This is a genomic window from Streptomyces prasinopilosus, assembly GCF_001419695.1.
Classification (GTDB): Bacteria; Actinomycetota; Actinomycetes; order Streptomycetales; family Streptomycetaceae; genus Streptomyces; species Streptomyces prasinopilosus.
Map to the genome: position 1 here is coordinate 1 of NZ_LIRG01000260.1, position 23,814 is coordinate 23,814.

General features: G+C 71.7%; 21 protein-coding genes and 1 pseudogene. 2 read left to right on the forward strand and 20 right to left on the reverse strand.

Annotated elements, in window-relative coordinates; translation table 11 throughout:
- Nucleotides 1–68 precede the first annotated feature (68 nt).
- From rpsD to AOK18_RS12240, 5 genes are all read right to left on the reverse strand, one after another.
- Entirely contained in the window at nucleotides 69–683 is a 615-nt protein-coding gene (rpsD, locus tag AOK18_RS12220; protein ID WP_055573891.1) for a 30S ribosomal protein S4, read from the reverse strand.
- Nucleotides 684–1,010: 327 nt separating this feature from the next.
- On the reverse strand, nucleotides 1,011–2,366 hold the full coding sequence (locus AOK18_RS12225) for a replication-associated recombination protein A (protein ID WP_055694352.1): 1,356 nt from the start codon (nucleotides 2,364–2,366) through the stop codon (nucleotides 1,011–1,013).
- 80 nt (nucleotides 2,367–2,446) lie between these two features.
- Nucleotides 2,447–3,106, reverse strand: coding sequence for a vitamin K epoxide reductase family protein (locus AOK18_RS12230; RefSeq protein ID WP_055571263.1), 660 nt, complete (start codon nucleotides 3,104–3,106; stop codon nucleotides 2,447–2,449).
- 286 nt (nucleotides 3,107–3,392) lie between these two features.
- The gene (gene hisS / locus AOK18_RS12235) at nucleotides 3,393–4,655 is read right to left on the reverse strand and encodes a histidine--tRNA ligase (RefSeq protein ID WP_055571262.1); all 1,263 of its coding nucleotides are present in this window, start codon (nucleotides 4,653–4,655) and stop codon (nucleotides 3,393–3,395) included.
- Between the two features lie 11 nt (nucleotides 4,656–4,666).
- The gene (locus AOK18_RS12240; RefSeq protein ID WP_055571261.1) at nucleotides 4,667–5,383 is read right to left on the reverse strand and encodes an MBL fold metallo-hydrolase; all 717 of its coding nucleotides are present in this window, start codon (nucleotides 5,381–5,383) and stop codon (nucleotides 4,667–4,669) included.
- Between the two features lie 179 nt (nucleotides 5,384–5,562).
- On the opposite strand from AOK18_RS12240, the gene AOK18_RS12245 reads away from it, so the two are divergent.
- Nucleotides 5,563–6,384, forward strand: coding sequence for a peptidylprolyl isomerase (locus AOK18_RS12245; protein WP_055571260.1), 822 nt, complete (start codon nucleotides 5,563–5,565; stop codon nucleotides 6,382–6,384).
- Between the two features lie 136 nt (nucleotides 6,385–6,520).
- Nucleotides 6,521–7,750 carry a DUF349 domain-containing protein gene (locus AOK18_RS12250; protein WP_055571259.1) on the forward strand — a complete coding sequence of 410 codons (1,230 nt, stop codon included), beginning with the start codon at nucleotides 6,521–6,523 and terminating at the stop codon, nucleotides 7,748–7,750.
- A gap of 124 nt (nucleotides 7,751–7,874) precedes the next feature.
- Here the strand turns inward: AOK18_RS12250 and AOK18_RS12255 are convergent, their stop codons facing one another.
- The 15 genes and pseudogenes from AOK18_RS12255 to pgsA all read right to left on the reverse strand — a co-directional run bounded on the left by AOK18_RS12255 (nucleotide 7,875) and on the right by pgsA (nucleotide 23,784).
- Nucleotides 7,875–10,442: a RelA/SpoT family protein gene (locus AOK18_RS12255; RefSeq protein ID WP_055571258.1), complete on the reverse strand. Its 2,568-nt coding sequence runs from the start codon at nucleotides 10,440–10,442 to the stop codon at nucleotides 7,875–7,877.
- A 216-nt stretch (nucleotides 10,443–10,658) separates the two neighbouring features.
- Nucleotides 10,659–11,207: an adenine phosphoribosyltransferase gene (locus tag AOK18_RS12260; RefSeq protein ID WP_055571257.1), complete on the reverse strand. Its 549-nt coding sequence runs from the start codon at nucleotides 11,205–11,207 to the stop codon at nucleotides 10,659–10,661.
- Complete coding sequence (gene secF / locus AOK18_RS12265) at nucleotides 11,204–12,325, reverse strand: protein translocase subunit SecF (RefSeq protein ID WP_055694353.1); 1,122 nt, start codon at nucleotides 12,323–12,325, stop codon at nucleotides 11,204–11,206. The genes AOK18_RS12260 and secF overlap by 4 nt, the downstream gene beginning before the upstream one ends.
- 3 nt (nucleotides 12,326–12,328) lie before the next feature.
- Nucleotides 12,329–14,131 carry a protein translocase subunit SecD gene (gene secD, locus AOK18_RS12270; protein WP_055694354.1) on the reverse strand — a complete coding sequence of 601 codons (1,803 nt, stop codon included), beginning with the start codon at nucleotides 14,129–14,131 and terminating at the stop codon, nucleotides 12,329–12,331.
- A 135-nt stretch (nucleotides 14,132–14,266) separates the two neighbouring features.
- Complete coding sequence (gene yajC, locus AOK18_RS12275; RefSeq protein WP_055694355.1) at nucleotides 14,267–14,779, reverse strand: preprotein translocase subunit YajC; 513 nt, start codon at nucleotides 14,777–14,779, stop codon at nucleotides 14,267–14,269.
- Nucleotides 14,780–14,944: 165 nt separating this feature from the next.
- The gene (ruvB, locus tag AOK18_RS12280; protein WP_055694356.1) at nucleotides 14,945–16,015 is read right to left on the reverse strand and encodes a Holliday junction branch migration DNA helicase RuvB; all 1,071 of its coding nucleotides are present in this window, start codon (nucleotides 16,013–16,015) and stop codon (nucleotides 14,945–14,947) included.
- Nucleotides 16,016–16,070: 55 nt separating this feature from the next.
- A complete protein-coding gene (ruvA, locus tag AOK18_RS12285; protein ID WP_055694357.1) occupies nucleotides 16,071–16,676 on the reverse strand; it encodes a Holliday junction branch migration protein RuvA in 606 nt (201 codons plus the stop codon).
- Nucleotides 16,673–17,314, reverse strand: a complete 642-nt coding sequence (gene ruvC, locus AOK18_RS12290) for a crossover junction endodeoxyribonuclease RuvC (protein ID WP_079104976.1) — start codon at nucleotides 17,312–17,314, stop codon at nucleotides 16,673–16,675. Before ruvC ends, ruvA begins: the two co-directional genes overlap by 4 nt.
- A 198-nt stretch (nucleotides 17,315–17,512) precedes the next feature.
- Nucleotides 17,513–18,265 (reverse strand): YebC/PmpR family DNA-binding transcriptional regulator, encoded by a 753-nt coding sequence (locus AOK18_RS12295; RefSeq protein ID WP_055574610.1) that lies wholly within the window; start codon nucleotides 18,263–18,265, stop codon nucleotides 17,513–17,515.
- Nucleotides 18,266–18,313: 48 nt separating this feature from the next.
- Complete coding sequence (pdxT, locus tag AOK18_RS12300; protein ID WP_055694358.1) at nucleotides 18,314–18,919, reverse strand: pyridoxal 5'-phosphate synthase glutaminase subunit PdxT; 606 nt, start codon at nucleotides 18,917–18,919, stop codon at nucleotides 18,314–18,316.
- A gap of 9 nt (nucleotides 18,920–18,928) precedes the next feature.
- A complete protein-coding gene (gene pdxS / locus AOK18_RS12305; RefSeq protein ID WP_055574608.1) occupies nucleotides 18,929–19,840 on the reverse strand; it encodes a pyridoxal 5'-phosphate synthase lyase subunit PdxS in 912 nt (303 codons plus the stop codon).
- A 411-nt stretch (nucleotides 19,841–20,251) separates the two neighbouring features.
- Entirely contained in the window at nucleotides 20,252–20,794 is a 543-nt protein-coding gene (locus tag AOK18_RS12310; protein WP_055694359.1) for a LemA family protein, read from the reverse strand.
- A 146-nt stretch (nucleotides 20,795–20,940) separates the two neighbouring features.
- A complete protein-coding gene (locus AOK18_RS12315) occupies nucleotides 20,941–22,104 on the reverse strand; it encodes a glycosyltransferase family 4 protein (protein ID WP_055694360.1) in 1,164 nt (387 codons plus the stop codon).
- Nucleotides 22,101–23,033, reverse strand: a complete 933-nt coding sequence (locus AOK18_RS12320; RefSeq protein WP_055694361.1) for a phosphatidylinositol mannoside acyltransferase — start codon at nucleotides 23,031–23,033, stop codon at nucleotides 22,101–22,103. The genes AOK18_RS12315 and AOK18_RS12320 overlap by 4 nt, the downstream gene beginning before the upstream one ends.
- Nucleotides 23,030–23,784: pseudogene (gene pgsA, locus AOK18_RS12325) on the reverse strand (phosphatidylinositol phosphate synthase). The gene AOK18_RS12320 and the pseudogene pgsA overlap by 4 nt, the downstream one beginning before the upstream one ends.
- Nucleotides 23,785–23,814 lie beyond the last annotated feature (30 nt).

Consider the following 23,814-nt stretch of genomic DNA (forward strand, 5'->3'; position numbering starts at 1 on the left):
AGCCCGCCGCCCCGCCCGCCCGTGAGGGCGGGGGGACGGCGGGCTGAGTCACCGCGCGCCTGCTGGGGTCAGCGGGCGTAGTACTCGACGACGAGCTGCTCGTCGCAGATCACCGGGATCTCCTTGCGGTTCGGCTCACGGTCCAGGCGGAACGCCAGGGACTTGAGGTTCACCTGGAGGTAGCGCGGGGTCTCGCCGTCGGGGGCGAAGCCACCCTCGCGGGCGATCGTGAACAGCGTCTTGTCCTTGCTGCGCTCACGGACCTGCACGACGTCGTCCGGGCGGACACGGAAGGAGGGCTTGTCGACCTTCTTGCCGTTGACCTGGATGTGGCCGTGGGTGACCATCTGACGGGCCTGGTAGATCGTGCGGGCGATGCCCGAACGCAGGACCAGGGCGTCGAGACGGCGCTCGAGCTCGATGACGAGGGCGTCACCGGTCTTGATCGTCGTCTTGGCGGCACGCTCGTACGCGCGGACGAGCTGGCGCTCGCTGACGTCGTACTGGGCGCGCAGACGCTGCTTCTCCAGCAGACGGACCTTGTAGTCCGAGTTCTGCTTGCGGCCGCGGCCGTGCTCGCCCGGCGGGTAGGGGCGGGCCTCGAAGTACTTGACGGCCTTCGGGGTCAGTGCGATACCCAGGGCACGCGACTTCTTGACCTTGGGGCGGGGCTGATTCGCCACTGTCTGTCTCTTTTCCAAAGTGTCCGGCTCACCAGGGTTAAGGGAGGTCGCATCCGCAGTCGGGGAAACCCGTGGGTCCGCTCGGGACCTGCCGGGCAGCCGCTCCCCTGGTCTGGGCACATACGTGCAGCACGCGAGTGGCCCACCGGCCGGTCCCGGGACTCCGGGTGGTGGTGGGCTGCCCGCGACACCGTTCGAGGGTGCGCGACGCTCCTGGATTCCCTGCCCCGGGGGGCGGGTCTCCGGCTGGATGTCCCGCTCTGGTGGTGCCGGTTTCCCTTGCGGGGCCGGACGCGGGACGCAGCTTCGACAGATTCTACAGGGTGCTCACGGCTGCTTCCGACCGAGGTGCTTCCTGGTCCACTCGACCGCGTCGGCGTACCGGGCCTCGGCACCGTGCCGGGTGGGGTCGTAGTACGTGCGGTCCTTGAGGGCGTCCGGGGCGTACTGCTGCCGGGCGATGCCCTCGGGCAGGTCGTGCGGGTACACGTACCCCTGGGCGTGGCCCAGCTTGGCCGCGCCCTTGTAGTGCCCGTCGCGCAGATGGGCCGGCACGGGTCCGGCCAGCCCCTTGCGGACGTCGTCGAGGGCGGCGCCGATCGCGGTGGTGGCCGCGTTGGACTTGGGGGCGAGGGCGAGGGCGATGGTGGCGTGGCTGAGCGTGAGGGCGGCCTCGGGGAAACCGATCATGGCGACGGCCTGGGCGGCCGCGACCGCGACGGGCAGGGCGTTCGGGTCGGCGAGGCCGATGTCCTCGCTGGCGGAGATCATCAGGCGGCGGGCGATGAAGCGGGGGTCCTCGCCGGCCTCGATCATCCGGGCGAGGTAGTGCAGGGCGGCGTCCACGTCGGAGCCGCGGATGGACTTGATCAGGGCGCTGGCGACGTCGTAGTGCTGGTCGCCGGAGCGGTCGTACTTCACGGCGGCCCGGTCGACGGTCTCCTCCAGGGTGGCCAGGGAGATCTCCGTCTCGCCCTTGTCCAGCGCGGCCCCCGCGGCGGCCTCCAGGGCGGTCAGCGCGCGGCGGGCGTCCCCGCCGGCGATGCGCACCAGGTGGCCGCCGGTGTCCTCGGGGAGCGTGAGGGCGCCCTTCAGGCCCCGCTCGTCGCCGAGCGCGCGGTGGAGCAGGTCCCGGATGTCGTCGTCGGTGAGGGGTTCGAGGGTGAGCAGGAGCGAGCGGGACAGCAGCGGGGAGATGACCGAGAAGTAGGGGTTCTCGGTGGTCGCGGCGATCAGCGTGACCCAGCGGTTCTCGACCGCGGGGAGCAGGGAGTCCTGCTGGGCCTTGCTGAAGCGGTGGATCTCGTCGAGGAAGAGGACGGTCTCCTTGCCGTACCCGCCGGAGGCGCGGCGGGCGCCGTCGATGACCGCGCGGACCTCCTTGACGCCCGCGGTGATCGCCGACAGTTCGACGAAGCGCCGGTCGGTGGCCTTGGACACGACGTGGGCCAGGGTCGTCTTGCCGGTGCCGGGCGGTCCCCACAGGAACACCGAGGACGGGCCCGCGGGGCCCGCGGCGCCCTCGCCGACCAGGCGGCGCAGGGGTGAGCCGGGCTTCAGCAGATGCCGCTGGCCCACCACCTCGTCGAGGGTGCGCGGACGCATCCGGGCGGCCAGGGGGCTGCCGGTCGGGTCCTTCTCCTGGCGGTCTTCGGCTGCGGCGGTGAACAGGTCGGGCTCCACACCGAAACCCTAAAGGACCGCACCGACAGTGTGGTCGGTGCGGTCCCGGCGGTCCCCTCGGCCCGGTGCGGTGCCGGCGGTCAGCTGGTCCAGAATTCCCACCACCGGGTGAGGATCAGCATGCCGATGACGCCGATGTGCAGGACGGGCATGACCCAGGTGAACTCGCCGAAGAAGCTCTTGACCGGGCCCGGGGCGGGCAGGAAGCCCTTGCGGACGTTGAACGAGGTGACGTACCAGAACATGATGATCGTGGCGACCCAGGCGAGGCAGCACCACAGGCACAGGGCGTTGATCCGGTACAGGGACTGGGCCGTCAGCCAGGCGCAGAAGACGGTGCCGAAGAGGGTGCCCGCGTTGAGGGTGAGCCAGTACCAGCGCGGGAAGCGGGCCCCGGCCAGCAGGCTCATGCCCACGCAGACGACGATGCCGTAGGTGACGAGCCCCAGCATCGGGTTGGGGAAGCCGAAGACGCTCGCCTGGTCGCTCTCCATCACGCTGCCGCAGGAGACCACCGGGTTGAGGCTGCAGCCGGGGACGTAGGTCTCGCCCTTGACCTTGGCCTCGAGCAGCTTGAACTTGTCCAGTGTGATGACCCACGCGGCGAGCACACCGGCGGCGCCGGTGATGACCAGCAGCAGGGCGAACGCCCTCCCGGCGCCCTCGCGCACCGGTCCGGCGGCCGGCTCCCGCGCGGGGTCGGGCTCGGTGGAGAGGTCCTTCACTGTCGTGTTGCTCATCACGCCGATTCCGTCACTGGAGAGTGTGGGCCTGCTTCGGGCAGGGCCATTGTGCCGTATGTGACGGTGAGTTCACCGTCCTCCGGTCACAAGAGCGCATGAACGGCCCTCCCGGGGGTGCGGTTTCGGCCGCAGCCTGTGCCCCTGCCGTACATACACTCCACCCTAAGTCCCCCGTAGGGGGAACCGCCGTCCGCGATATTGACGCGGCGGGGGCGCATCGACGCCGAAGGCGCCGGGCCCGCTGGGGCACCGGCGCCTCCGTGTGCGCGGGGGGACGGGCGGGTCAGCCGCGCCGGGCCTCCAGCTCGGCCACGATCTCGTTGACGCCCACCGCCGTCTGCTCGCCGGACTCCATGTCCTTGAGCTGGACGACGCCCTCGGCGAGGTCGCGCTCGCCGAGCACCAGGGCGTACCGCGCACCCGAGCGGTGGGCCGCCTTCATCGCCGCCTTCAGCCCCTTGCCGCCGTAGGCGAAGTCGGCGGCGACGCCGTTCTTGCGCAGTTCGGTGACCTTGGCGAACAGCACCCGGCGGGCCTCCTCCCCGAGGGGCACGGCGAACACGCTGGTGGTGGCCGGGAGGTCGAGTTCGACGCCCTCCGCCTCCAGGGCCAGCACGGTGCGGTCGACACCGAGCGCCCAGCCGACGGACGGCAGGGCGGGGCCGCCGATCATCTCCGAGAGGCCGTCGTAGCGGCCGCCGCCGCCCACCGCGGACTGGGAACCCAGACCGTCGTGGACGAACTCGAAGGTGGTGCGCGTGTAGTAGTCCAGCCCCCGCACCAGCCTGGGGTCGTCCTCGAAGGCGACGCCCGCGGCCGTGACCAGCTCGCGGACCTCCTCGTGGTACGTCTTGCAGGCGTCGCACAGGTAGTCGCGCAGCAGCGGGGCGCCGGCCAGCTGCTTCTGCACCGCCTCGCGCTTGTCGTCCAGGACCCGCAGCGGGTTGATCTCCGCGCGGCGCAGGGTGTCCTCGTCCAGGTCCAGTCCGCGCAGGAAGTCCTGGAGCGCGGCCCGGTAGACGGGGCGGCACTCCTTGTCCCCCAGGGAGTTCAGCAGGATGCGGAACGCGCTGAGTCCCAGGGAGCGGTACGCCTGGTCGGCCAGGATGATCAGCTCGGCGTCGAGCGCCGGGTCCTCGGCGCCGATCGCCTCGGCGCCGACCTGGGAGAAGTGGCGGTAGCGGCCCTTCTGGGGACGCTCGTAGCGGTAGTACGAGCCGGAGTACCAGAGCTTGACCGGGAGGTTGCCCGCCTTGTGCAGGTTGGCCTCCAGCGCCGCGCGCAGCACGGACGCCGTGCCCTCGGGCCGCAGGGCGAGCCGGTCGCCGCCCTTGGTCTCGAAGGCGTACATCTCCTTGGTGACGATGTCGGTGGACTCGCCGACACCGCGGGCGAACAGTTCGACGTTCTCGAAGCCGGGCGTCTCGATGTAGCCGTAGCCGGAGCCGCGCAGCGGGGCGGCGATGGCCTCGCGGACGGCGAGGTACGTGGCGCTGTCCGGCGGGATCAGGTCGTAAGTGCCCTTGGGGGCCTTGAAGGTGCTCACGGAAGGTCTTGTCACATTCCTCGTCGGGGGGCGTCGGCGGCGCCGCGTCCCTGGCGGTCCGCCGCCACCTGCCGCAGGTACGGGTTGGTGGCGCGCTCCTGGCCGATGGTCGTCTGAGGACCGTGCCCGGCCAGCACCACGGTCGAGTCGTCGAGCGGCAGGCACACGCGGGCCAGCGAGTCGAGCAGTTCGGCCGTGTCGCCACCGGGCAGGTCGGTGCGTCCGACGGAGCCGGCGAACAGCAGGTCGCCCGAGAAGAACACCGGCGGGACGTCCGCCGCCTCGGGCAGGCCGAAGGTCACCGACCCCTTGGTATGGCCCGGCGCGTGCGCGACCGTCAGCCGCAGCCCGGCCAGGTCGAGCTCCGCCCCGTCGGCCAGTTCCCTGACGTCGGCCGGCTCCCCGACGGTCAGCTCGCCCATCAGCGGCATGCCGATGGCGCGGCCGATGCCCTTCTCGGGGTCGCTCATCATGTACCGGTCGTCGGGGTGGATCCAGGCCGGTACGTCGTGCGCCCCGCACACGGGGACGACGGAGGCCACGTGGTCGACGTGTCCGTGGGTGAGGACGACGGCGACGGGCTTCAGCCGGTGCTTGCGGACCGCCTCCTCGACTCCGGGGGCGGCCTGGTGGCCGGGGTCGATGATCACGCACTCCTCACCGGCGGCGGGGGCGACGAGGTAACAGTTCGTCCCCCAGGCACCGGCGGGGAACCCGGCAATGAGCACGTTCGTCCTTCGTTGTGTCGGTACGGGAGGCTTGCCACGGGGCTTCGCCCGTGGTCAGAGCCTACCGGCGCTGCCGTTTCCTCAGCCAACCCATATACGGTACGGGGCACACGCAGTCAGTCGGTCCGCCGCCCGCACGCGTATTCGGTCGGCACACGAGAGGCATGAGGAGTCACCCGGTGGTCAGCCAGGAGCAGCGGCGGCGTCAGCTCGCCCGGGAGAAGTTCTTGCGGCAGCAGCAGCGGCGTACCGAGGCCCGCCGCAAGTCGCGGATCCGCAACTCGGTGATCGCGTCCGTCCTCGGCGTGGTCCTGGTCGGCAGCCTCGGGCTGTACACGGCCGGGGCGTTCGACCGGGACGAGGACGCGTCCGGCGCGAACGCGGAGGCCACGCCCGGCGCCGAGACGCCGAGCAAGGCGCCCGACCCGTGCGAGAAGCCGGCGGAGGGCAAGGTCGCGAAGAAGACCTGGAAGAAGGAGCCGGCGCTCTCCATCGACAAGTCGGCGAAGTACACGATGACGCTCGAGACGACCTGCGGCACCATCGACATGGCGCTGAAGGCGTCGGCGGCCCCGCACACCGTCAACTCGTTCGAGTTCCTCGCCGGTGAGGGCTACTTCGACCACAGCAGGTGCCACCGGATCACCACCAACGGCATCTACGTGCTGCAGTGCGGCGACCCGACGGCCGCCGGCACCGGCGGCCCCGGCTACACGATTCCGGACGAGAACCTGAAGGACAAGAGCCTCAAGGACAACACCTACCCGGCGGGCACCGTCGCCATGGCGAACACCGGCCAGAAGGACAGCGGCGGCAGCCAGTTCTTCCTGGTGTACGAGGACAGCCCGCTCCCGCCGAGCTACACGCCGTTCGGCACCGTCTCGGAGGCGGGCCTGAAGGTCCTGAAGAAGATCGCCGCGGCCGGTGACACCACCGGGGCGGGCGACGGGCCCCCCAACGCGACGGTCGTGATCAACAAGGCGACCGTCACGAAGTCCTGACCGCCGAGCTGCGGAACTTCGGTCGCGCGGGATGCGGACAGGCGTCCCGTCGGTCGCCTATGTTGGCCGTGACGAAAACTGTGGACGATGCCCGGGGGCAGCAGACCCCCCGCAGGCATCATGTGGAGGAGGCGCTGTGAGCAGCGACCCGTGGGGCCGCGTCGACGAGACGGGGACCGTGTACGTGCGTACGGCCGACGGAGAGCAGGTCGTCGGTTCCTGGCAGGCGGGCTCCCCCGAGGAGGCTCTGGCCTACTTCGAGCGCAAGTACGAGGGCCTGGTGGTCGAGATCGGCCTCCTCGAGAAGCGGGTGAAGACCACCGACCTGTCCTCGAAGGACGCCATGACGGCGATCGGGCACCTGCGGGAGCAGGTCGACGCCCACCACGCGGTCGGTGACCTGGCCGCCCTGCGGGTGCGGCTGGACAAGCTCGTGGAGCTGGTGGACGCCCGGCGCGAGGAGCGCAGGGCACAGCGGGCGAAGCAGTCCGACGAGGCGCGCCACGCCAAGGAGGCGCTGGTCGCCGAGGCGGAGGAGCTGGCGGGCTCGGACCAGTGGCGGGCGGCCGGTGAGCGGCTGCGGGCGCTGGTGGACACCTGGAAGGGCCTGCCGCGCCTGGACCGCAAGTCCGACGACGAGCTGTGGCACCGCTTCTCGCACGCGCGGTCGGCGTTCTCCAAGCGGCGCAAGCAGCACTTCGCGCATCTGGACGCGCAGCGCGAGGAGGCCCGCAAGACCAAGGAACGTCTGGTCGCCGAGGCCGAGGGGCTGTCGAAGTCGACGGACTGGGGTGTGACGGCGGCGCGCTACCGGGACCTGATGTCGGAGTGGAAGGCCGCGGGCCGTGCCCAGCGCGAGCACGAGGAGGACCTGTGGAACCGCTTCCGCGGTGCCCAGGACGTCTTCTTCGCCGCCCGCAGCTCGGTCTTCGCCGAGCGTGACGCGGAGCAGACGGAGAACCTGAAGCTCAAGGAGGAGCTGGCCGAGGAGGCCGAGAAGCTCCTGCCGGTCACGGACCTGAAGGCCGCCCGCGCCGCGTTCCGCACGCTCAACGAGCGGTGGGAGGCCGTCGGCCACGTGCCGCGGGACGCCCGGCCGAAGGTCGAGGGCCGGATGCACGCCGTGGAGCGGGCCCTGCAGGAGGCCGAGGAGTCCGAGTGGCGCCGGACCAACCCGGAGGCACGCGCGCGTGCCGAGGGTCTGACCGGCCAGCTCCAGGCCGCCGTGGACAAGCTGAAGGGCCAGATCGAGCAGGCGCGGGCGCAGGGCAACGACGCCAGGGCCAAGAAGCTCGAGCGGGAGCTGGAGGGCCGCCAGGCGCTCCTGGACCAGGCTCTGAAGGGCCTGCAGGAGTTCGGCGGCTGACGCCGCGGCGACCGGGTACGACGGAGGGGCCCCCGCACTTCGTGTGCGGGGGCCCCTCCGTCGTACCCGGTCCTGTCCGTGCTCGTCCCCGTCGCGCCGGCCGTGCGCGGGGGCACGGCCGGTCCTACGTCCGGTTGCGGGCCGAGGTCACCCGGTACACGTCGTAGACGCCCTCCACGCCCCGTACGGCCTTCAGGACGTGCCCGAGGTGCTTCGGGTCGCCCATCTCGAAGGTGAAGCGGGAGGTGGCGACGCGGTCGCGGGAGGTCTGGACGGCCGCGGAGAGGATGTTGACGTGCTGGTCGGACAGCACGCGGGTGACGTCCGACAGCAGCCGGGAGCGGTCCAGGGCCTCGACCTGGATGGCGACCAGGAACACCGAGGACTGGGTGGGCGCCCACTCCACGTCGAGGATGCGCTCGGGCTCACGGGACAGGGAGTCGACGTTCACGCAGTCGCTGCGGTGGACGGAGACGCCGCTGCCGCGGGTGACGAAGCCGATGATCGGGTCGCCGGGGACCGGGGTGCAGCAGCGGGCCAGCTTGACCCAGACGTCGTCGACGCCCTTGACGACGACCCCGGGATCGGCGTTGGAGCGGCGCTTGCGGCCCCGGCCGCGGGCCGGCGGCACCGACTCGTCGATCTCCTCGGTGGCCGCCTCCTCCCCGCCGAGGGCCTGCACCAGCTTCTGGACGATGTTCTGCGCCGCGACATGGCCCTCGCCGATCGCCGCGTACAGCGCGGAGATGTCCGAGTAGCGCATCTCGTGCGCGAGGGTGACCAGGGAGTCGCCGGTGAGGATGCGCTGGATCGGCAGGTTCTGCTTGCGCATCGCGCGGACGATGGCGTCCTTGCCCTGCTCGATCGCCTCGTCGCGCCGCTCCTTGGAGAACCAGGCGCGGATCTTGTTGCGGGCGCGGGGCGACTTGACGAAGCCGAGCCAGTCCCGGGAGGGACCCGCGCCGGCCGCCTTGGAGGTGAAGACCTCCACCAGGTCGCCGTTGTCCAGGGTCGACTCGAGCGGGACGAGCCGGCCGTTGACCCGGGCGCCTATGGTGCGGTGGCCGACCTCGGTGTGGACCGCGTACGCGAAGTCCACCGGGGTGGCGCCCGCGGGGAGCGCGATGACATCACCCTTGGGGGTGAAGACGAAGACCTCGTTGCGGGACAGGTCGAAGCGCAGGGACTCCAGGAACTCGCCGGGGTCCTCGGTCTCCTTCTGCCAGTCGAGCAGCTGCCGCAGCCACGCCATGTCGTTGACGGCGGCCGAGTCCTTGCCGGACTTGCCCGGGGTGACGTCGGTGCGCACCTTCGAGGCGCCGGCGACGGCCTCCTGCTTGTACTTCCAGTGCGCGGCGATGCCGTACTCGGCGCGGCGGTGCATGTCGAACGTGCGGATCTGCAGCTCGACCGGTTTGCCGCCGGGGCCGATGACCGTCGTGTGCAGCGACTGGTACATGTTGAACTTGGGCATCGCGATGTAGTCCTTGAACCGGCCGGGGACCGGATTCCATCGCGCGTGCACCGTGCCGAGGGCCGCGTAGCAGTCGCGGACGGTGTCCACGAGGACGCGGATGCCCACCAGGTCGTAGATCTCCGCGAAGTCCCGGCCGCGGACGATCATCTTCTGGTAGACGCTGTAGTAGTGCTTGGGGCGGCCGGTGACGGTCGCCTTGATGCGGGCCGCGCGCAGGTCCTGCTGCACCTCGTCGGTGACGATGGCGAGGTACTCGTCGCGCTTGGGGGCGCGCTCGGCGACCAGGCGGACGATCTCGTCGTACATCTTGGGGTAGAGGATCGCGAAGGCGAGGTCCTCCAGCTCCCACTTGATGGTGTTCATGCCCAGCCGGTGGGCGAGCGGCGCGTAGATCTCCAGCGTCTCGCGTGCCTTCTTCTCCTGCTTCTCGCGCTTCAGGTAACGCATGGTGCGCATGTTGTGCAGGCGGTCGGCGAGCTTGATGACCAGGACGCGCGGGTCCTTGGCCATGGCGACGACCATCTTGCGCACGGTCTCGGCCTGCGCGGCCTCGCCGAACTTGACCTTGTCCAGCTTGGTGACGCCGTCGACCAGCAGGGCGACGGTGTCGCCGAAGTCGCGGCGGAGCTGTTCCAGGCCGTACTCGGTGTCCTCCACCGTGTCGTGCAGCAGGCCGGCCATCAGGGTGGCCGGGTCCATGCCCAGCTCGGCGAGGATGGTGGTGACGGCCAGCGGATGGGTGATGTACGGGTCGCCGCTCTTGCGCTTCTGGCCGCGGTGCCAGCGCTCGGCGACCTGGTAGGCGCTCTCGATCTGGCGGAGGGTGGCGTTCTCGATCTTGGGGTCGTTGCCGCGCACTATCCGCAGCAGCGGCTCCAGCACCGGGTTGTACGGGTTGGCGCGCTGGACCCCGAGCCGGGCCAGCCGGGCGCGGACGCGGTTGGAGGAGCCGGAGCGGGCGGGCTGCCCGCTGTTGGGGCGGACCGCGGGGGCGGAGCGCTCGGACGACGGGGAGCCGGCCGCCCGGGCGGAGTCGCGGGCGGGGGCCGGTTTGGGCCGCGGCTGCTCGGGCTTGTCCGAGGCGGCGGCCTGGGCGTGCCGGACCGGCCCGCGCGGATCGTTCTTCGCGTGGGGTGTGCTCGGCACGGGCTTGGCCGCGGCAGCCGAGCCGGACTCGGGCTTGTCTGCGGTCAGGTGCTGGGCCTCGTCTGCCAAGAGGACTCCTCGTACGCGGTCCGGGCCCCAGATCGGGTTCCGGAGCCCCCATGGTAGCCATCCCGTGCCTGCGGATCTCCCTCGGTCCGGCGGGCGGATCGTCACTCCTGGAACGCACGGGGCGGGCACCGGATTCCCCCGGTGCCCGCCCGCGCGGTCTCCGCCACGCCCGTCCGGTGTGCCGCGTCGCGGGCGGGACGGTGCCTTCGGCGCTCGTCAGATGGTGAGCAGCGCCTCCAGCGGGGCGCCGGCCAGGGCCGGTTCCACGCGTGCCCGGCCTCCGAGGAAGCCGAGTTCCATCAGTACGGCGAGGCCCGCGACGTCGGCGCCCGCCCTGCGGATGAGCTGGACCGACGCCTCGGCGGTGCCGCCGGTGGCGAGCACGTCGTCGATCACCAGGACGCGGTCGGCGGCGGTGAGGTCCTCGGCGTGCACCTCGATCTCGGCGGAGCCGTACTCCAGGTCGTACGCCTGGCTGAGGGTGGCTCCGGGGAGCTTGCCCGCCTTGCGCACGGGGATGAAGCCGAGGCCCGCGCGGACGGCGGCCGGGGCGCCGAGGATGAAGCCCCGGGCCTCCAGACCGACGATCTTGGTGGCGCCGGTGCGTCCGGCGATCTGCGCGAGGGCGTCGCTGAGGGCGGTGAACGCCGCCGGGTCGGCCAGGAGCGGGGTGATGTCCTTGAACATCACGCCCGGCTCCGGGTGGTCCGCCACGTCCCTGATGCGGCTCAGCAGCAGGGCGGGGATGTCGGTGGTCTGGGTCATCGGCGCTTTCCGGAAGGTCGGCCGCGCCCGCGGCTGCGGGGCGCGGAGGAGTCGCGTGGGCCGACGACGGCGGCAGCGTCGTCGTCGGACCCATTCTCCCGGTCGTCCCCGGGTACCCGGACACCCTTCGGCTCGCCGTCCGCGTCGGCGCCCAGGGCCCGCTTGGCCAGGACGCGCTTCTTCAGGGACCGCATCGAGGGCTCGCGCTCCTTGAGGTCGGCGACGAGCGGGGTGGCGATGAAGATCGACGAGTACGCGCCGGCGGCGAGGCCGACGAACAGGGACAGCGAGATGTCGTTCAGCATGCCGGCGCCGAGGACACCGCCGCCGATGAACAGCAGGGCCCCCACCGGCAGCAGCGCGACCACCGTGGTGTTGACGGAACGGACCAGGGTGCTGTTGATGGACCGGTTGGCGATCTCGCTGTAGGTCCAGCGGGACTGCTTGGTGATGTCCGCGGTCTGTTCCTTGAGGCTGTCGAACACCACGACCGTGTCGTAGAGCGAGTAGCCGAGGATGGTCAGCAGACCGATCACCGTGCCCGGGGTGACCTCGAAGCCCACGAGGGCGTAGATGCCGACGGTGATGGTGATGTCGTGGATCAGCGCGACGAACGCGGCGACGGCCATGCGCCATTCGAAGGCGATCGCCAGGTAGATCACGACCAGGAACAGGAAGATGCCGAGGCCCTGCCAGGCCTTGTTGGCGATCTGTTCGCCCCAGCTCGGGCCGACCAGGTCGGCGTTGATCCGCTCCGCCTCGACGTCCAGGTCCTCGGAGAGCGCCGTCTTGATCTTGTCCGAGGTGCTGGTGTCGATGGCCGCGATCTGGATGCGCAGGCTGCCGTCGCCGAGCTTCTGGACGATGGCGTCGTGACCGGACGCCTCTTCCGCGTAGGTCTCGGCCTGGGCGACCGAGGCGCTCATGTTCTTCGGGGTGGTGAAGACCGCTCCGCCCTGGAACTCGATGCCCATGTGGAGGCCGCGCACCGCCAGGCCGACGATGGCCACGACGGTGATCAGGAGGGAGACGCCGTACCAGATCTTGCGGTTCTTGATGAAGTCGTAGCCGACCTCACCGTGGTGCAGCCGGGCGCCGAGGTTACCGAGCTTCGACATCTCTCACGCCTCCTTCGTCTGGACGGGGGCGGAGGGGCGGCGGGTGCGGCGCAGCGGGGGCTTCGCCCCGAGGGCCTTCGGATCCAGACCGGACCACTTGTGGCCGCCGGCGAAGAACTTCCGGCGGGCCATCAGCGTCAGCAGCGGCTTGGTGAACAGGAACACCACCACGACGTCGAGCACCGTGGTCAGGCCGAGCGTGAACGCGAAGCCCTGGACCTTGCCGACGGTGACGACGAAGAGCACCGCGGCCGCGAGGAAGGACACGAAGTCGGAGACCAGGATGGTGCGCCGGGCGCGCGGCCAGGCGCGCTCCACGGCGGTGCGCAGGACGCGGCCCTCGCGGATCTCGTCCCTCACCCGTTCGAAGTAGACGATGAACGAGTCCGCCGTGATGCCGATGGCGACGATGGCTCCGCAGACGGCCGGCAGGTTCAGCGCGAAACCGATGGTCGGGCCGAGCAGCGCCATGATCACGTAGGTGAGGGACGCGGAGACCAGCAGCGAGGCGATCGCGATGAACGACAGGCCGCGGTAGTAGACCAGCAGGTACAGCACGACCAGGGCGAGGCCGATCGCGCCGGCGATCAGGCCGGCGTGCAGCTGGTCACCGCCGAGCGCGGCGGTGACGGTGGTGACGCTGTCCTCGCGGAACGTCAGGGGCAGGGCGCCGTAGGACAGCATGTTGGCGAGTTCCTCGGAGGACTTCTGGGTGAAGTTGCCGGAGATCTCCGCGTTGCCGCCGGTGAGGGCCTGGCTGACGTACGGGTCGGAGACGACCTCGCCGTCCAGGACGATGGCGAACTGGTTCTGCGGGGAGGGGTTCTGCGCCAGCTTGCCGGTGATGTCGGCGAACTTCTGGCTGCCCTTGTCGGTGAAGTCCATGGTGACGGTCCAGCCGGCACCGGTCTGCGTGTTGAGGACGGCCTTGGCCTCGTCGACGTCCGTGCCGTCGACGGCGGCGGGGCCGAGGATGTACTTCTGCCACTGGCCCTGGGAGTTCTGGCCGCAGGCGACGGTCGAGTCGGTGGCCTTGGCGCCGTCGCCGGCGGAGGCGCGGACGTCCGCCTTGGTGCAGTCGAGCGCGGCGTACTGGGCCTGGAGCTTGTCGTCCGTCCCGGCGGGGACGCCGTCCGTCGCGGACGCGGAGGGGCTGGCCCCGGTCTCGGCCGGGGTGCTGGGGGACGCGGAGGGGGTGGTGTCGGCCTTCAGGGCTTCGGGGACCGCGCGGCCCCGGGCGGTGGCGTCGGCCGACGGGGTGGTGGAGGCGGACGGGGACGCCTCGTCGGGGGTCTTGTCCGTGGCCTTCTCGCTCGCGCCGTCGGTGGTCCGGGCGCCTTCGGTACCCTCGGTGGGGGCGTCACCGGTGGCGCTCGGCGCGGGAGCCGCTCCGCCCGCGGCGAGTTCGGTGGCGACGACCGGGCGGAAGTAGAGCTTGGCGGTGGTGCCGACCTGTTCCCGGGCCTGTTCCGAGTTGGTGCCCTTGGGAATGTTGACGATGATGTTACGGTCACCCTGTGTCTGGACCTCGGCCTCGGAGACACCGAGGCCGTTGACGCGACGTTCCATGATGGAGACCGCGGTCGCCATGTTGGTCGGGTTGATCGCGGATTCCTGACCGGCCTCGGGAACGGCCGCCAGCGTGATGCTGGTGCCGCCGGCGAGGTCGATCCCCAGACGCGGAGTGTCGTGCCCGGAGGCGAACATCCCTCCGGTGAGCGCCACCATGGCGATCAGAATCAGGGCCAGCGAGCGCCACGGCTTGCTTGTGACGCTCGCGTTATTTCCCTTTTTGAGTGCAGCCACCTTCTCGTACTCCCTCTCGGGCCGCCTCGGGCCCGGTCGACGGGCGGGCGGCCATGACGTGGTCTCGGGGTTCCGCGCGAGCCGGACATGTCTCGGGGTGCGCGGGCGGCACGGCCCGCGCACCCCGGGCCACGGTTACTTCGCTTCGGAGCCGCCGTCGGACTTCTTCGCCTGCTCGTCCGTCTTCGCCTGGTCGGCGGCGTCGGTGCCGGCATCGGCCGGCTCGGCGTCGGCGGTGCCGGCGGCCGCGTCCTTCTTGCCGAGATCGACCGGCGCGCCGTCGGTGACGGCGGAGGAGTCGTCGGTCTCGGTGAGGGAGGAGGCGTCGTCGGGGACGACGTCGGCGTCGGACTTCAGGTCGTGCTCGATGCCGTGGACGATGCGGTTGTACTCGTCGTCCGTCAGGACGGCACCGATGGAGTTCTTCGCGAACAGCAGTTCCACGCCGGGTCCGGCGTCGAGGAGGACCGTGTCGTCACTGACCTCCTTCACCGTGGCGTACATGCCCCCGATCGTGCGGACACCGGAACCCGGCTGCATCTGGTTCCGCATATCGATGGCCTGCTGCTGCTTCTTCTTGGCCGACCGGGTCATCAGGAACATGGCCCCGATGAGCACAATGAAAGGGAGGAGGGTCAGGAGACTCACGGGTCGGACTTCCTTCACACGACCGCGATGGTGAACGGCCTGTTGGTTGGGGGTATGTGATGCCGCCGACAAGGCGTGGCACCGGCGGAGTCTAGGCGAGTCCGCGCGCAGGGAACAACGCTCAGCATGGCACCGGGGTTCCTCGCGTGGCCAGTGCCGGCCCCCTCACGCCCCGAACAGGTCCCCTTGTCCGCTTCCGGCGGCCCGGGCGCCGGGCGGGACGATGCCGAGGTGCGTCCACGCCGCCGGGGTGGCGACCCGGCCGCGGGGGGTGCGGGCGAGCAGCCCCTCCCGCACCAGGAACGGCTCGGCGACCTCTTCCACGGTCTCGCGCTCCTCCCCCACCGCGACCGCGAGGGTGGACAGGCCGACCGGTCCGCCGCCGAACAGCTTGAGCAGGGCCTCCAGCACCGCGCGGTCGAGCCGGTCCAGGCCGCGGGCGTCGACCTCGTAGACCGCGAGGGCGGCCTCGGCGATCTCGCGGGTGATCCGCCCGTCGGCCTTGACCTGGGCGTAGTCGCGGACGCGGCGCAGCAGGCGGTTGGCGATGCGGGGCGTGCCGCGCGAGCGGCCGGCGATCTCGGCGGCGCCGTCCGCCTCTATGCCGACGTCCAGGAGATTCGCCGAGCGGTGGATGACGCGCTCCAGTTCGGTGGGCTCGTAGAACTCCATGTGCGCGGTGAAGCCGAAGCGGTCGCGCAGCGGCGGCGGCAGCAGGCCGGCCCGCGTGGTGGCGCCGACCAGGGTGAACGGGGGCAGTTCGAGGGGGATGGCGGTGGCGCCGGGGCCCTTGCCCACGATGACGTCGACGCGGAAGTCCTCCATCGCCATGTAGAGCATCTCCTCGGCCGGCCGGGACATGCGGTGGATCTCGTCGAGGAAGAGGACCTCGCCCTCCTGCAGGGAGGACAGGATCGCGGCCAGGTCGCCCGCGTGCTGGATGGCCGGTCCGGAGGTGATGCGGATGGGTGCTTCCATCTCGGCCGCGATGATCATGGAGAGGGTGGTCTTGCCGAGGCCGGGGGCGCCGGAGAGCAGCACGTGGTCGGCGGTGGCGCCGCGCGCGCGGGCCGCGCGCAGCACCAGGTCGAGCTGTTCGCGGACCTTCTCCTGACCGATGAACTCGTCCAGGTCCCTGGGGCGCAGGGCGGCCTCCACGGCCTGGTCCTCCCCGTCGGCGACAGATCCCACCAGCCGCTCGGCGGCCGTGGGCTCGGTCGTGTCGTCCCAGTTCACTGAAAGTCTCCTAGCCGGGTGGTACGGGGGGCGTGGCTCATGGGGGGGGAGGACCCTAGCGGGCGCGGTTCAGGGTCTGCAGGGCCGCCTTCAGCAGCGCGCCCACCTGGGGTGTGCCCTCGGACGCCTCGGCCTGGGGGGTGACGGCGGCGACGGCCTCGTCGGCCTCGCGCGTCGCGTAGCCGAGGCCGATCAGGGCGGCGTGCAACTGCTCGCGCCAGCCCGCGGTGACGGGGGCGGCGGCGGTCGCCGTGCCCACCGGTGCGCCGAGCCGGTCCTTCAGTTCGAGGAGCAGTTTCTGGGCGCCCTTCTTACCGATGCCGGGGACGGCGGTGAGCGCCTTCTCGTCGGCGCTCGCCACGGCCCGGCGCAGCGCGTCCGGGCGGTGCACCGCCAGCATCGCCTGGGCCAGGCGGGGGCCGACGCCGCTGGCGGTCTGCAGCAGCTCGAAGGTCTGCCGCTCGTCGTCGTCCGCGAAGCCGTAGAGGGTGAGCGAGTCCTCGCGCACCACGAGGGAGGTGGCCAGCCGGGCGCTTTGGCCGACGCGCAGCGTGGAGAGCGTGTCCGGCGTGCACTGCACGGCCATGCCGACACCGCCGACCTCGACGACCGCGCTGTCGGGGGCGAGTGCGGCGACCGTGCCGCTGACGAAGGCGATCATGCGGTGCGCCCCTTCGATGGGTCGGATGAGGGATCGGGAGTGGGGGCCGGTGCCGCCGCGGGTGTTCTCCGGCCGGGGGTCCTCGAGGCCGCGGCGCGCGCGGTGGCCGTGCGCGGGGCGGTGCGGGAGGCGTGCAGGGCGGCGGCCTGCTGGAGGCGGTTCTGTGCGGGGGCCCGCCAGATGTGGCAGATGGCGAGGGCGAGGGCGTCCGCCGCGTCGGCGGGCTTCGGGGGCGCGTCGAGCCGCAGCAGCCGGGTGACCATCGCACCGACCTGGGCCTTGTCCGCGCGCCCGGAGCCGGTCACGGCCGCCTTGACCTCGCTGGGGGTGTGCAGGGCGACGGGGATCCCGCGGCGGGAGGCGCACAGCAGGGCGACGGCGCTCGCCTGGGCGGTGCCCATCACCGTGCGGACGTTGTGCTGGCTGAAGACGCGTTCGACGGCGACGAACTCCGGGCGGTACTCGTCCAGCCACCGCTCGAGTCCCTGCTCGACGGCGACGAGCCGGTGGCCGAGGTCGGCGTCGGCGGGCGTGCGCACGACGCCCACACCGAGCATGGTCAGCGGCCGTCCCGCCACCCCTTCGACCACCCCGACACCGCACCTCGTCAGCCCCGGGTCCACCCCCAGTACGCGCACCCTGCACCCCTCTTCACGGCTGGTCCGCCGCTCCCGCGGACCCGGTCGATCGCCGTCGGGGTTCCTCGACCGGTGGTCGCGGTCCGGCGAACGGTGATCCTTGACGTGTGCCAGGTTATCGGCTGCCTCCGACAGGAGCGGCGGGCCGGTGGGGAGGTGCCCCACCGGCCCGCCGGAACCGTCGTGCGCGCGGCGGCGCTACGCGTCGACCTTCTCCATGACCTCGTCGCTCACGTCGAAGTTGGCGAAGACGTTCTGCACGTCGTCGCTGTCCTCCAGCGCGTCGATCAGCTTGAAGATCTTCTTGGCGCCCTCCTCGTCCAGCTCGACCTGCATGGTCGGGACGAAGTTGGCCTCGGCGGAGTCGTAGTCGATCCCGGCGTCCTGCAGAGCGGTGCGGACCTCGACCAGGTCGGTGGCCTCGCTGAGCACCTCGAAGGACTCGCCGAGGTCGTTGACCTCCTCGGCGCCCGCGTCCAGGACGGCGGCGAGGACGTCGTCCTCGGTCAGCTCGCCCTTGGGGACGATGACGACGCCCTTGCGGTGGAACAGGTAAGACACCGAGCCCGGGTCGGCCATCGAGCCGCCGTTGCGGGTCATCGCGACGCGCACGTCGGAGGCGGCGCGGTTGCGGTTGTCGGTGAGGCACTCGATGAGCACCGCGACACCGTTCGGGCCGTACCCCTCGTACATGATCGTCTCGTAGTCGGCGCCGCCGGCCTCGAGACCGCCGCCGCGCTTGATGGCGGAGTCGATGTTCTTGTTCGGCACCGACTGCTTCTTGGCCTTCTGCACGGCGTCGTAGAGGGTCGGGTTGCCCTCCAGGTCGACACCGCCCATGCGCGCGGCGACCTCGATGTTCTTGATCAGCTTCGCGAAGAGTTTGCCGCGCTTGGCGTCGATCACGGCCTTCTTGTGCTTCGTCGTGGCCCATTTAGAGTGGCCGGACATCTGCCTGTCTCCTTCGCGTAACCCATCCCTGCAACGAACGCAGGAATCCTACAAGGATCCGGCCGTCCTGTACCCGCGCGCCATGTCGGCGAACAGACCGTGCACCCGGTGGTCTCCCGTCAGTTCCGGGTGGAAGGCCGTGGCCAGGGCGTTGCCCTGGCGGACGGCGACGATGTGGCCGTCGTGCTCGGCGATCACCTCCGCCCCGGCCCCGACGGACTCGACCCAGGGGGCGCGGATGAAGACCCCGTGCACGGGACCGCCCCCGACGCCCCCGACGTCGACCGCCGCCTCGAACGACTCGTTCTGCCGTCCGAACGCGTTGCGGCGCACGATCATGTCGATGCCGCCCACGGTCTCCTGGCCGGAGCGCGGGTCGAGGAGCTTGTCGGCGAGCAGGATCATCCCGGCGCAGGTGCCGTAGACCGGCAGGCCGGTCCGCACGCGTGCGCGCAGGGGTTCCATCAGGCCGAACAGGACGGCCAGCTTGGAGATGGTGGTGGACTCCCCGCCGGGGAGGACCAGGCCGTCGACCCCGGCGAGCTCCTCCGGGCGCCGCACCGGTCTGGCGACGGCGCCGGCCGCGGCCAGGGCGACGAGGTGCTCCCGCACGTCGCCCTGGAGGGCCAGGACACCGATGACGAGGTCGCTCATGCCCGGGGCCTACCAGCCGCGGTTGGCGTAGCGCTCGGTCTCGGGGAGGGTGTCGCAGTTGATGCCGACCATGGCCTCGCCGAGGTTGCGGGACGCGTCCGCGATGATCTTCGGGTCGTCGTAGAAGGTGGTCGCCTTCACGATGGCGGCGGCGCGCTTGGCCGGGTCGCCGGACTTGAAGATGCCGGAGCCGACGAAGACGCCCTCGGCACCGAGCTGCCGCATCAGGGCGGCGTCGGCGGGGGTGGCGACACCGCCGGCGGAGAAGAGCACCACCGGCAGCCTGCCCAGCCCGGCGACCTCCTTGACCAGCTCGTACGGGGCGCGCAGCTCCTTGGCGGCGGCGTACAGCTCGTGGTTGTCGAAGCCGCGCAGCCGGGCGATCTCGTTCTTGATCTGCCGCAGGTGGCGGACGGCCTCGACGACGTTGCCGGTACCGGCCTCGCCCTTGGAGCGGATCATCGCGGCGCCCTCGGCGATGCGGCGCAGGGCCTCGCCGAGGTTGGTGGCGCCGCAGACGAAGGGAGTGGTGAACGACCACTTGTCGGAGTGGTTGACCTCGTCGGCCGGGGTGAGGACCTCGGACTCGTCGATGTAGTCGACGCCGAGCGACTGCAGCACCTGGGCCTCGACGAAGTGGCCGATGCGGGACTTGGCCATGACCGGGATGGAGACGGCCTCGATGATGCCCTCGATCATGTCCGGGTCGGACATGCGGGCCACTCCGCCGTCCTTGCGGATGTCGGCGGGGACGCGCTCCAGGGCCATGACGGCGACGGCGCCCGCGTCCTCGGCGATCTTCGCCTGCTCCGGCGTGACGACGTCCATGATCACGCCGCCCTTGAGCTGCTCGGCCATGCCGCGCTTCACACGGGCGGTGCCGGTCTCGGGAGCCTGGTTCTCGGAGAGCGTGCTGGACACGGGTGACCTCACTGGTGATGAAGAGGGGGGTTTCTGCACCACTGAGGAAACGTGAACGGACCAGTCCACTGCAAGGGCCAATGGAGAGGCGGTGGATCGTTTTGGACGCGGCTCCCGGCCGTCCTCACGGCGAGTGCCACCGGCCGGGCGACCGGGATCCGCACGGCGGACCGCCCCGGGGACACGGGACGGCCCCGGTTCCCCGGCTCGGGGCACCAGGGGGTCCGACAAACGCCCGCGGCGCCGCGACGCCCGGCACCCCGCTCGCGCGTTGCCGAACCACCCGCGTGGCTCCTCCCCCGCGCTCGGCTCCGCTCGAACGCGGGACCCCCGTCGCGGGCGCTCCGGCGCCTTGCGCTCGCACGCGCCGGACGCCGCTCCTCCTCCCCCGCTCATTCCTTCGGGCACCCCCTAGGCCGCGCGTTCGATCAGGGCGGCCGGGGGCTCGTCGTCCATTTCGAAGGCCATCGGGAACGGCGCGTGCCCCGCCAGCCGGAACCAGCGCACCTTCCGGTGCCGGCGCAGGGCGCGTGCGGCTCGTACGGCGTCGTTGTGGAAACGGCGGGCCATGGGCACCCTGCGGACCGCCTCGGCGAGTTCCACGGCCGCTTCCTCTCCCCCGGGCGCCGCCTTGACCGCGTCCACCTGCTGCGACTCGCCGAAGACGGCCCGCAGCGCCTGGCTCAGTTCGCTCTCGGCGACCTCCCGCTGCTCCTCCACGGCCTGCCGCGCGGCGTGTGCGGCCTCGTAGAGCACGATCGAGGCGGCGGGATCGAGCACCCCCGCGGTGGCCAGTTCCTGGGCCACGGAGGCGCGGCGCAGCAGTTGCGCGTCCAGTGCGGCGCGGGCGGCGTCGATCCGGGCGTGCAGCCGGTCCAGCCGTCCCGCCGTCCAGCTCAGGTAGAGGCCGATCGCGACGAGGGCGACGAGGATCCAGATCAGGGTTGCGGTCACGGGCGGCAAGGCTACCGGGGCGCCGTGCCGGTCCGGCCGGGCGGCCGGGGTCCCCGGGGCGCTCCGGGCGCCGGGGCCCCCGCCCGTCGCCGTTCACCCGGGGGTACGGCGACGGGCGGGGGCCGGCCGCACGACCGCCCCCGTTCTCAGTCCCTCGCCGGCCCGAAGCGCGACCAGAGCCCCGTCGTGCGCTCGTCGGCCGCCACCGCCGCCGCCCCGGCGGTCACCGTCTCGTAGACGGACATGATGTCCGCGCCGACGGTCGACCAGTCGAAGCGGCGAACGTGGGCGCTGCCCCGCTCGCTCAGCTTCGCGCGCCGCTCCGGGTCCGCCAGGAGGGCTGTCGCGGCCTCGGCGAGCGCGTCGGTGTCCTCGTTGGGGAACAGCTCACCGGCCGCCCCCCGGTCGAGCACCTGGGCGAAGGCGTCCAGGTCGGAGGCGAGCACCGGCGCCCCCGCGGACATCGCCTCGACCAGGATGATGCCGAAGCTCTCGCCGCCCGTGTTGGGCGCCACGTACAGGTCGACGCTGCGCAGGAAGCGGGCCTTGTCCTCGTCGCTGACCATGCCGAGGAACTCGACCCGGGAGCGGAGTGCGGCGGGCAGGTCCTCCACCGCCTCCTTCTCGTCGCCGCGCCCCGCGACCAGCAGCCGCGTCTGCGGACGGGCGGCGAGGATCTTCGGCAGGGCGCGCATCAGCACCGGCAGGCCCTTGCGGGGCTCGTCGATGCGGCCGACGAAGCCGATCGTGTCGCCCTGCCAGGCGGGCTCGGGCTCGGCACGGGCGAAGAAGTCGACGTCCACCCCGTTCGGGATGACCACCGCGTCACCGCCGAGGTGTTCGACGAGCGTGCGGCGGGCGTACTCGCTCACCGCGATCCGGGCGCTGATCTTCTCCAGTGCCGCCTGCAGGATGGAGTACGCGGCGACCATGGCCCTGGAGCGCGGGTTGGACGTGTGGAAGGTGGCGACGATGGGGCCCTGGGCCGCCCAGCAGGCCAGCAGGCCGAGCGAGGGCGAGGCCGGCTCGTGGATGTGGATCACGTCGAAGGCGCCCTCGTGGAGCCAGCGCCGCACCCGGGCCGCCGACAGGAAGCCGAAGTTGAGCCGGGCCACCGAGCCGTTGTACGGCACCGGCACCGCGCGGCCGGCCGAGACGACGTACGGCGGCAGCGGGGTCTCGTCGTCGGCCGGGGCCAGGACGGACACCTCGTGGCCGAGGCGGACGAAGTACTCGGCCAGGTCGCGGATGTGGAACTGGACGCCGCCCGGCACGTCCCAGGAGTAGGGGCAGACGATGCCGATCCTCACGGGGTCCCCTCCCGGGTGTCCTGGCCCGGGTCCCGCGCGGGGTCGAGGTCCTTGAGCCACAGGCGCTGCAGCATGTGCCAGTCCTCCGGGTGCTCGGCGATGCCCGTGGCGAAGGCGTCGGCCAGCGCCTGTGTCATGACGGACGTCTTCTCGGCCCGGGTACCCGACTCGGGGACCGGTACCGCCGGGTGGACCCGGCCCCGCATCACGGGCGAGTCGTCGTACCAGAGCGTCGCCGGCAGCAGCAGCGCCCCGGTGTGCTGGGCGAGCAGGGCGGGGCCGCCCGGCATCCGCGCGGTCTCCCCGAAGAACTCGACCTCCACTCCGGAGGCCGACAGGTCGCGGTCGGCGACCAGGCAGACCAGTCCCCCCTCACGCAGCCGCCGGGCCAGCGTGCCGAAGGCGCTGCCCCCGTTGTGCGGGAGCACCTCCATGCCGAGGCCCTCGCGGTAGGCGACGAAGCGGTCGTACAGCGTCTCCGGTTTCAGGCGTTCGGCGACGGTGGTGAAGGGGATGCCGAGCCCGGTGGTGGCCCAGGCGCCCGCGAGGTCCCAGTTGGCGAGGTGCGGCAGCGCGAGGACGACGCCCTTGCCGGCCGCCATGCCGTCGGTCACCCGGTGGATGTCCTGGATGTCGATGCCGTTCGCGATGCGCTCCGGGCTCCAGGCGGGCAGCCGGAAGGACTCCATCCAGTACCGCAGGTACGACCGCATGCCCGCGCGGGACAGTTCGGCGAGCCGCTCGGGGCTCGCGTCGGGCACCACGCGCGCGTAGTTGCTCTCCAGCCGCCGCACGCCCTGGCCCCGCCGCTTCCAGGCGAGGTCGGCGATGACCCGGCCGAGCCGCACGGCGACGGGTTCGGGGAGCTTCTTGACGGTGGCCCAGCCGGCGCCGTACAGGGCGTCGTTCAGGCGGTCCCGCGCGCTCACTTCGCGGCCCCGCTCCCGCGGGCCTCCTGCCCGCCGGCGGCCTCCCGCCCTTCCACGGTCTCCGCGGCCTCCGCCTCGGCGGACTCCCGGCGCACCGTGACGACCCGCTGGATCAGCGTGATCAGGCTGCCGACGGCGACGATCCACAGGGCGACCGGCAGCAGGTACTGGATGCCGGGCACGCCGAAGGCGTGCAGGCCCGCCAGGCCGGCCGCGACCAGTGAGATCACGAGCCGCTCGGCCCGCTCGATCAGCCCGTTCACGGCCACCGGCAGTCCGATCGACTCGCCGCGCGCCTTGGTGTACGACACCACCTGGCCGCTGGCCAGGCAGAAGATCGACACGGCGCACAGGGCGATGTCGTCGCCGCCGCCCGCGTACCAGAGGGCGAAGCCGCCGAAGACGGCACCGTCGGCGATCCGGTCGAGGGTGGAGTCGAGGAAGGCCCCCCAGCGGCTGGAGCGGCCCAGCTGGCGGGCCATGTTGCCGTCGACGAGGTCGGAGAACACGAACAGTGTGATCACGATCGTGCCCCAGAAGAACTCGCCCCTGGGGTAGAAGACCAGCGCGCCCGCGACCACGCCGGCGGTGCCGATGAGGGTGACCGTGTCCGGGCTGACCCCCCGCCGGATGAGAAACGCGGCGAACGGTGTGAGGACACGCGTGAAGAATGCACGCGCGTACTTGTTCAGCATGGCCTTCCCGACGGTCGGTGTGGCCGTGTGGCCCCACTGGCCACCGGCTGGCCCATCGTAGTCACGCGCGCGTGCATTCTTCACGC

What these genes read in the sequence shown, in the direction of transcription:
- AOK18_RS12230 (WP_055571263.1), bottom strand. Translation starts at nt 3,106, where the DNA reads ATGAGCAACACGACAGTGAAGGACCTCTCCACCGAGCCCGACCCCGCG.
- AOK18_RS12260 (WP_055571257.1), bottom strand. Translation starts at nt 11,207, where the DNA reads ATGACCCAGACCACCGACATCCCCGCCCTGCTGCTGAGCCGCATCAGG.
- secF (WP_055694353.1), bottom strand. Translation starts at nt 12,325, where the DNA reads ATGTCGAAGCTCGGTAACCTCGGCGCCCGGCTGCACCACGGTGAGGTC.
- ruvA (WP_055694357.1), bottom strand. Translation starts at nt 16,676, where the DNA reads ATGATCGCCTTCGTCAGCGGCACGGTCGCCGCACTCGCCCCCGACAGC.
- AOK18_RS12295 (WP_055574610.1), bottom strand. Translation starts at nt 18,265, where the DNA reads ATGTCCGGCCACTCTAAATGGGCCACGACGAAGCACAAGAAGGCCGTG.
- pdxT (WP_055694358.1), bottom strand. Translation starts at nt 18,919, where the DNA reads ATGAGCGACCTCGTCATCGGTGTCCTGGCCCTCCAGGGCGACGTGCGG.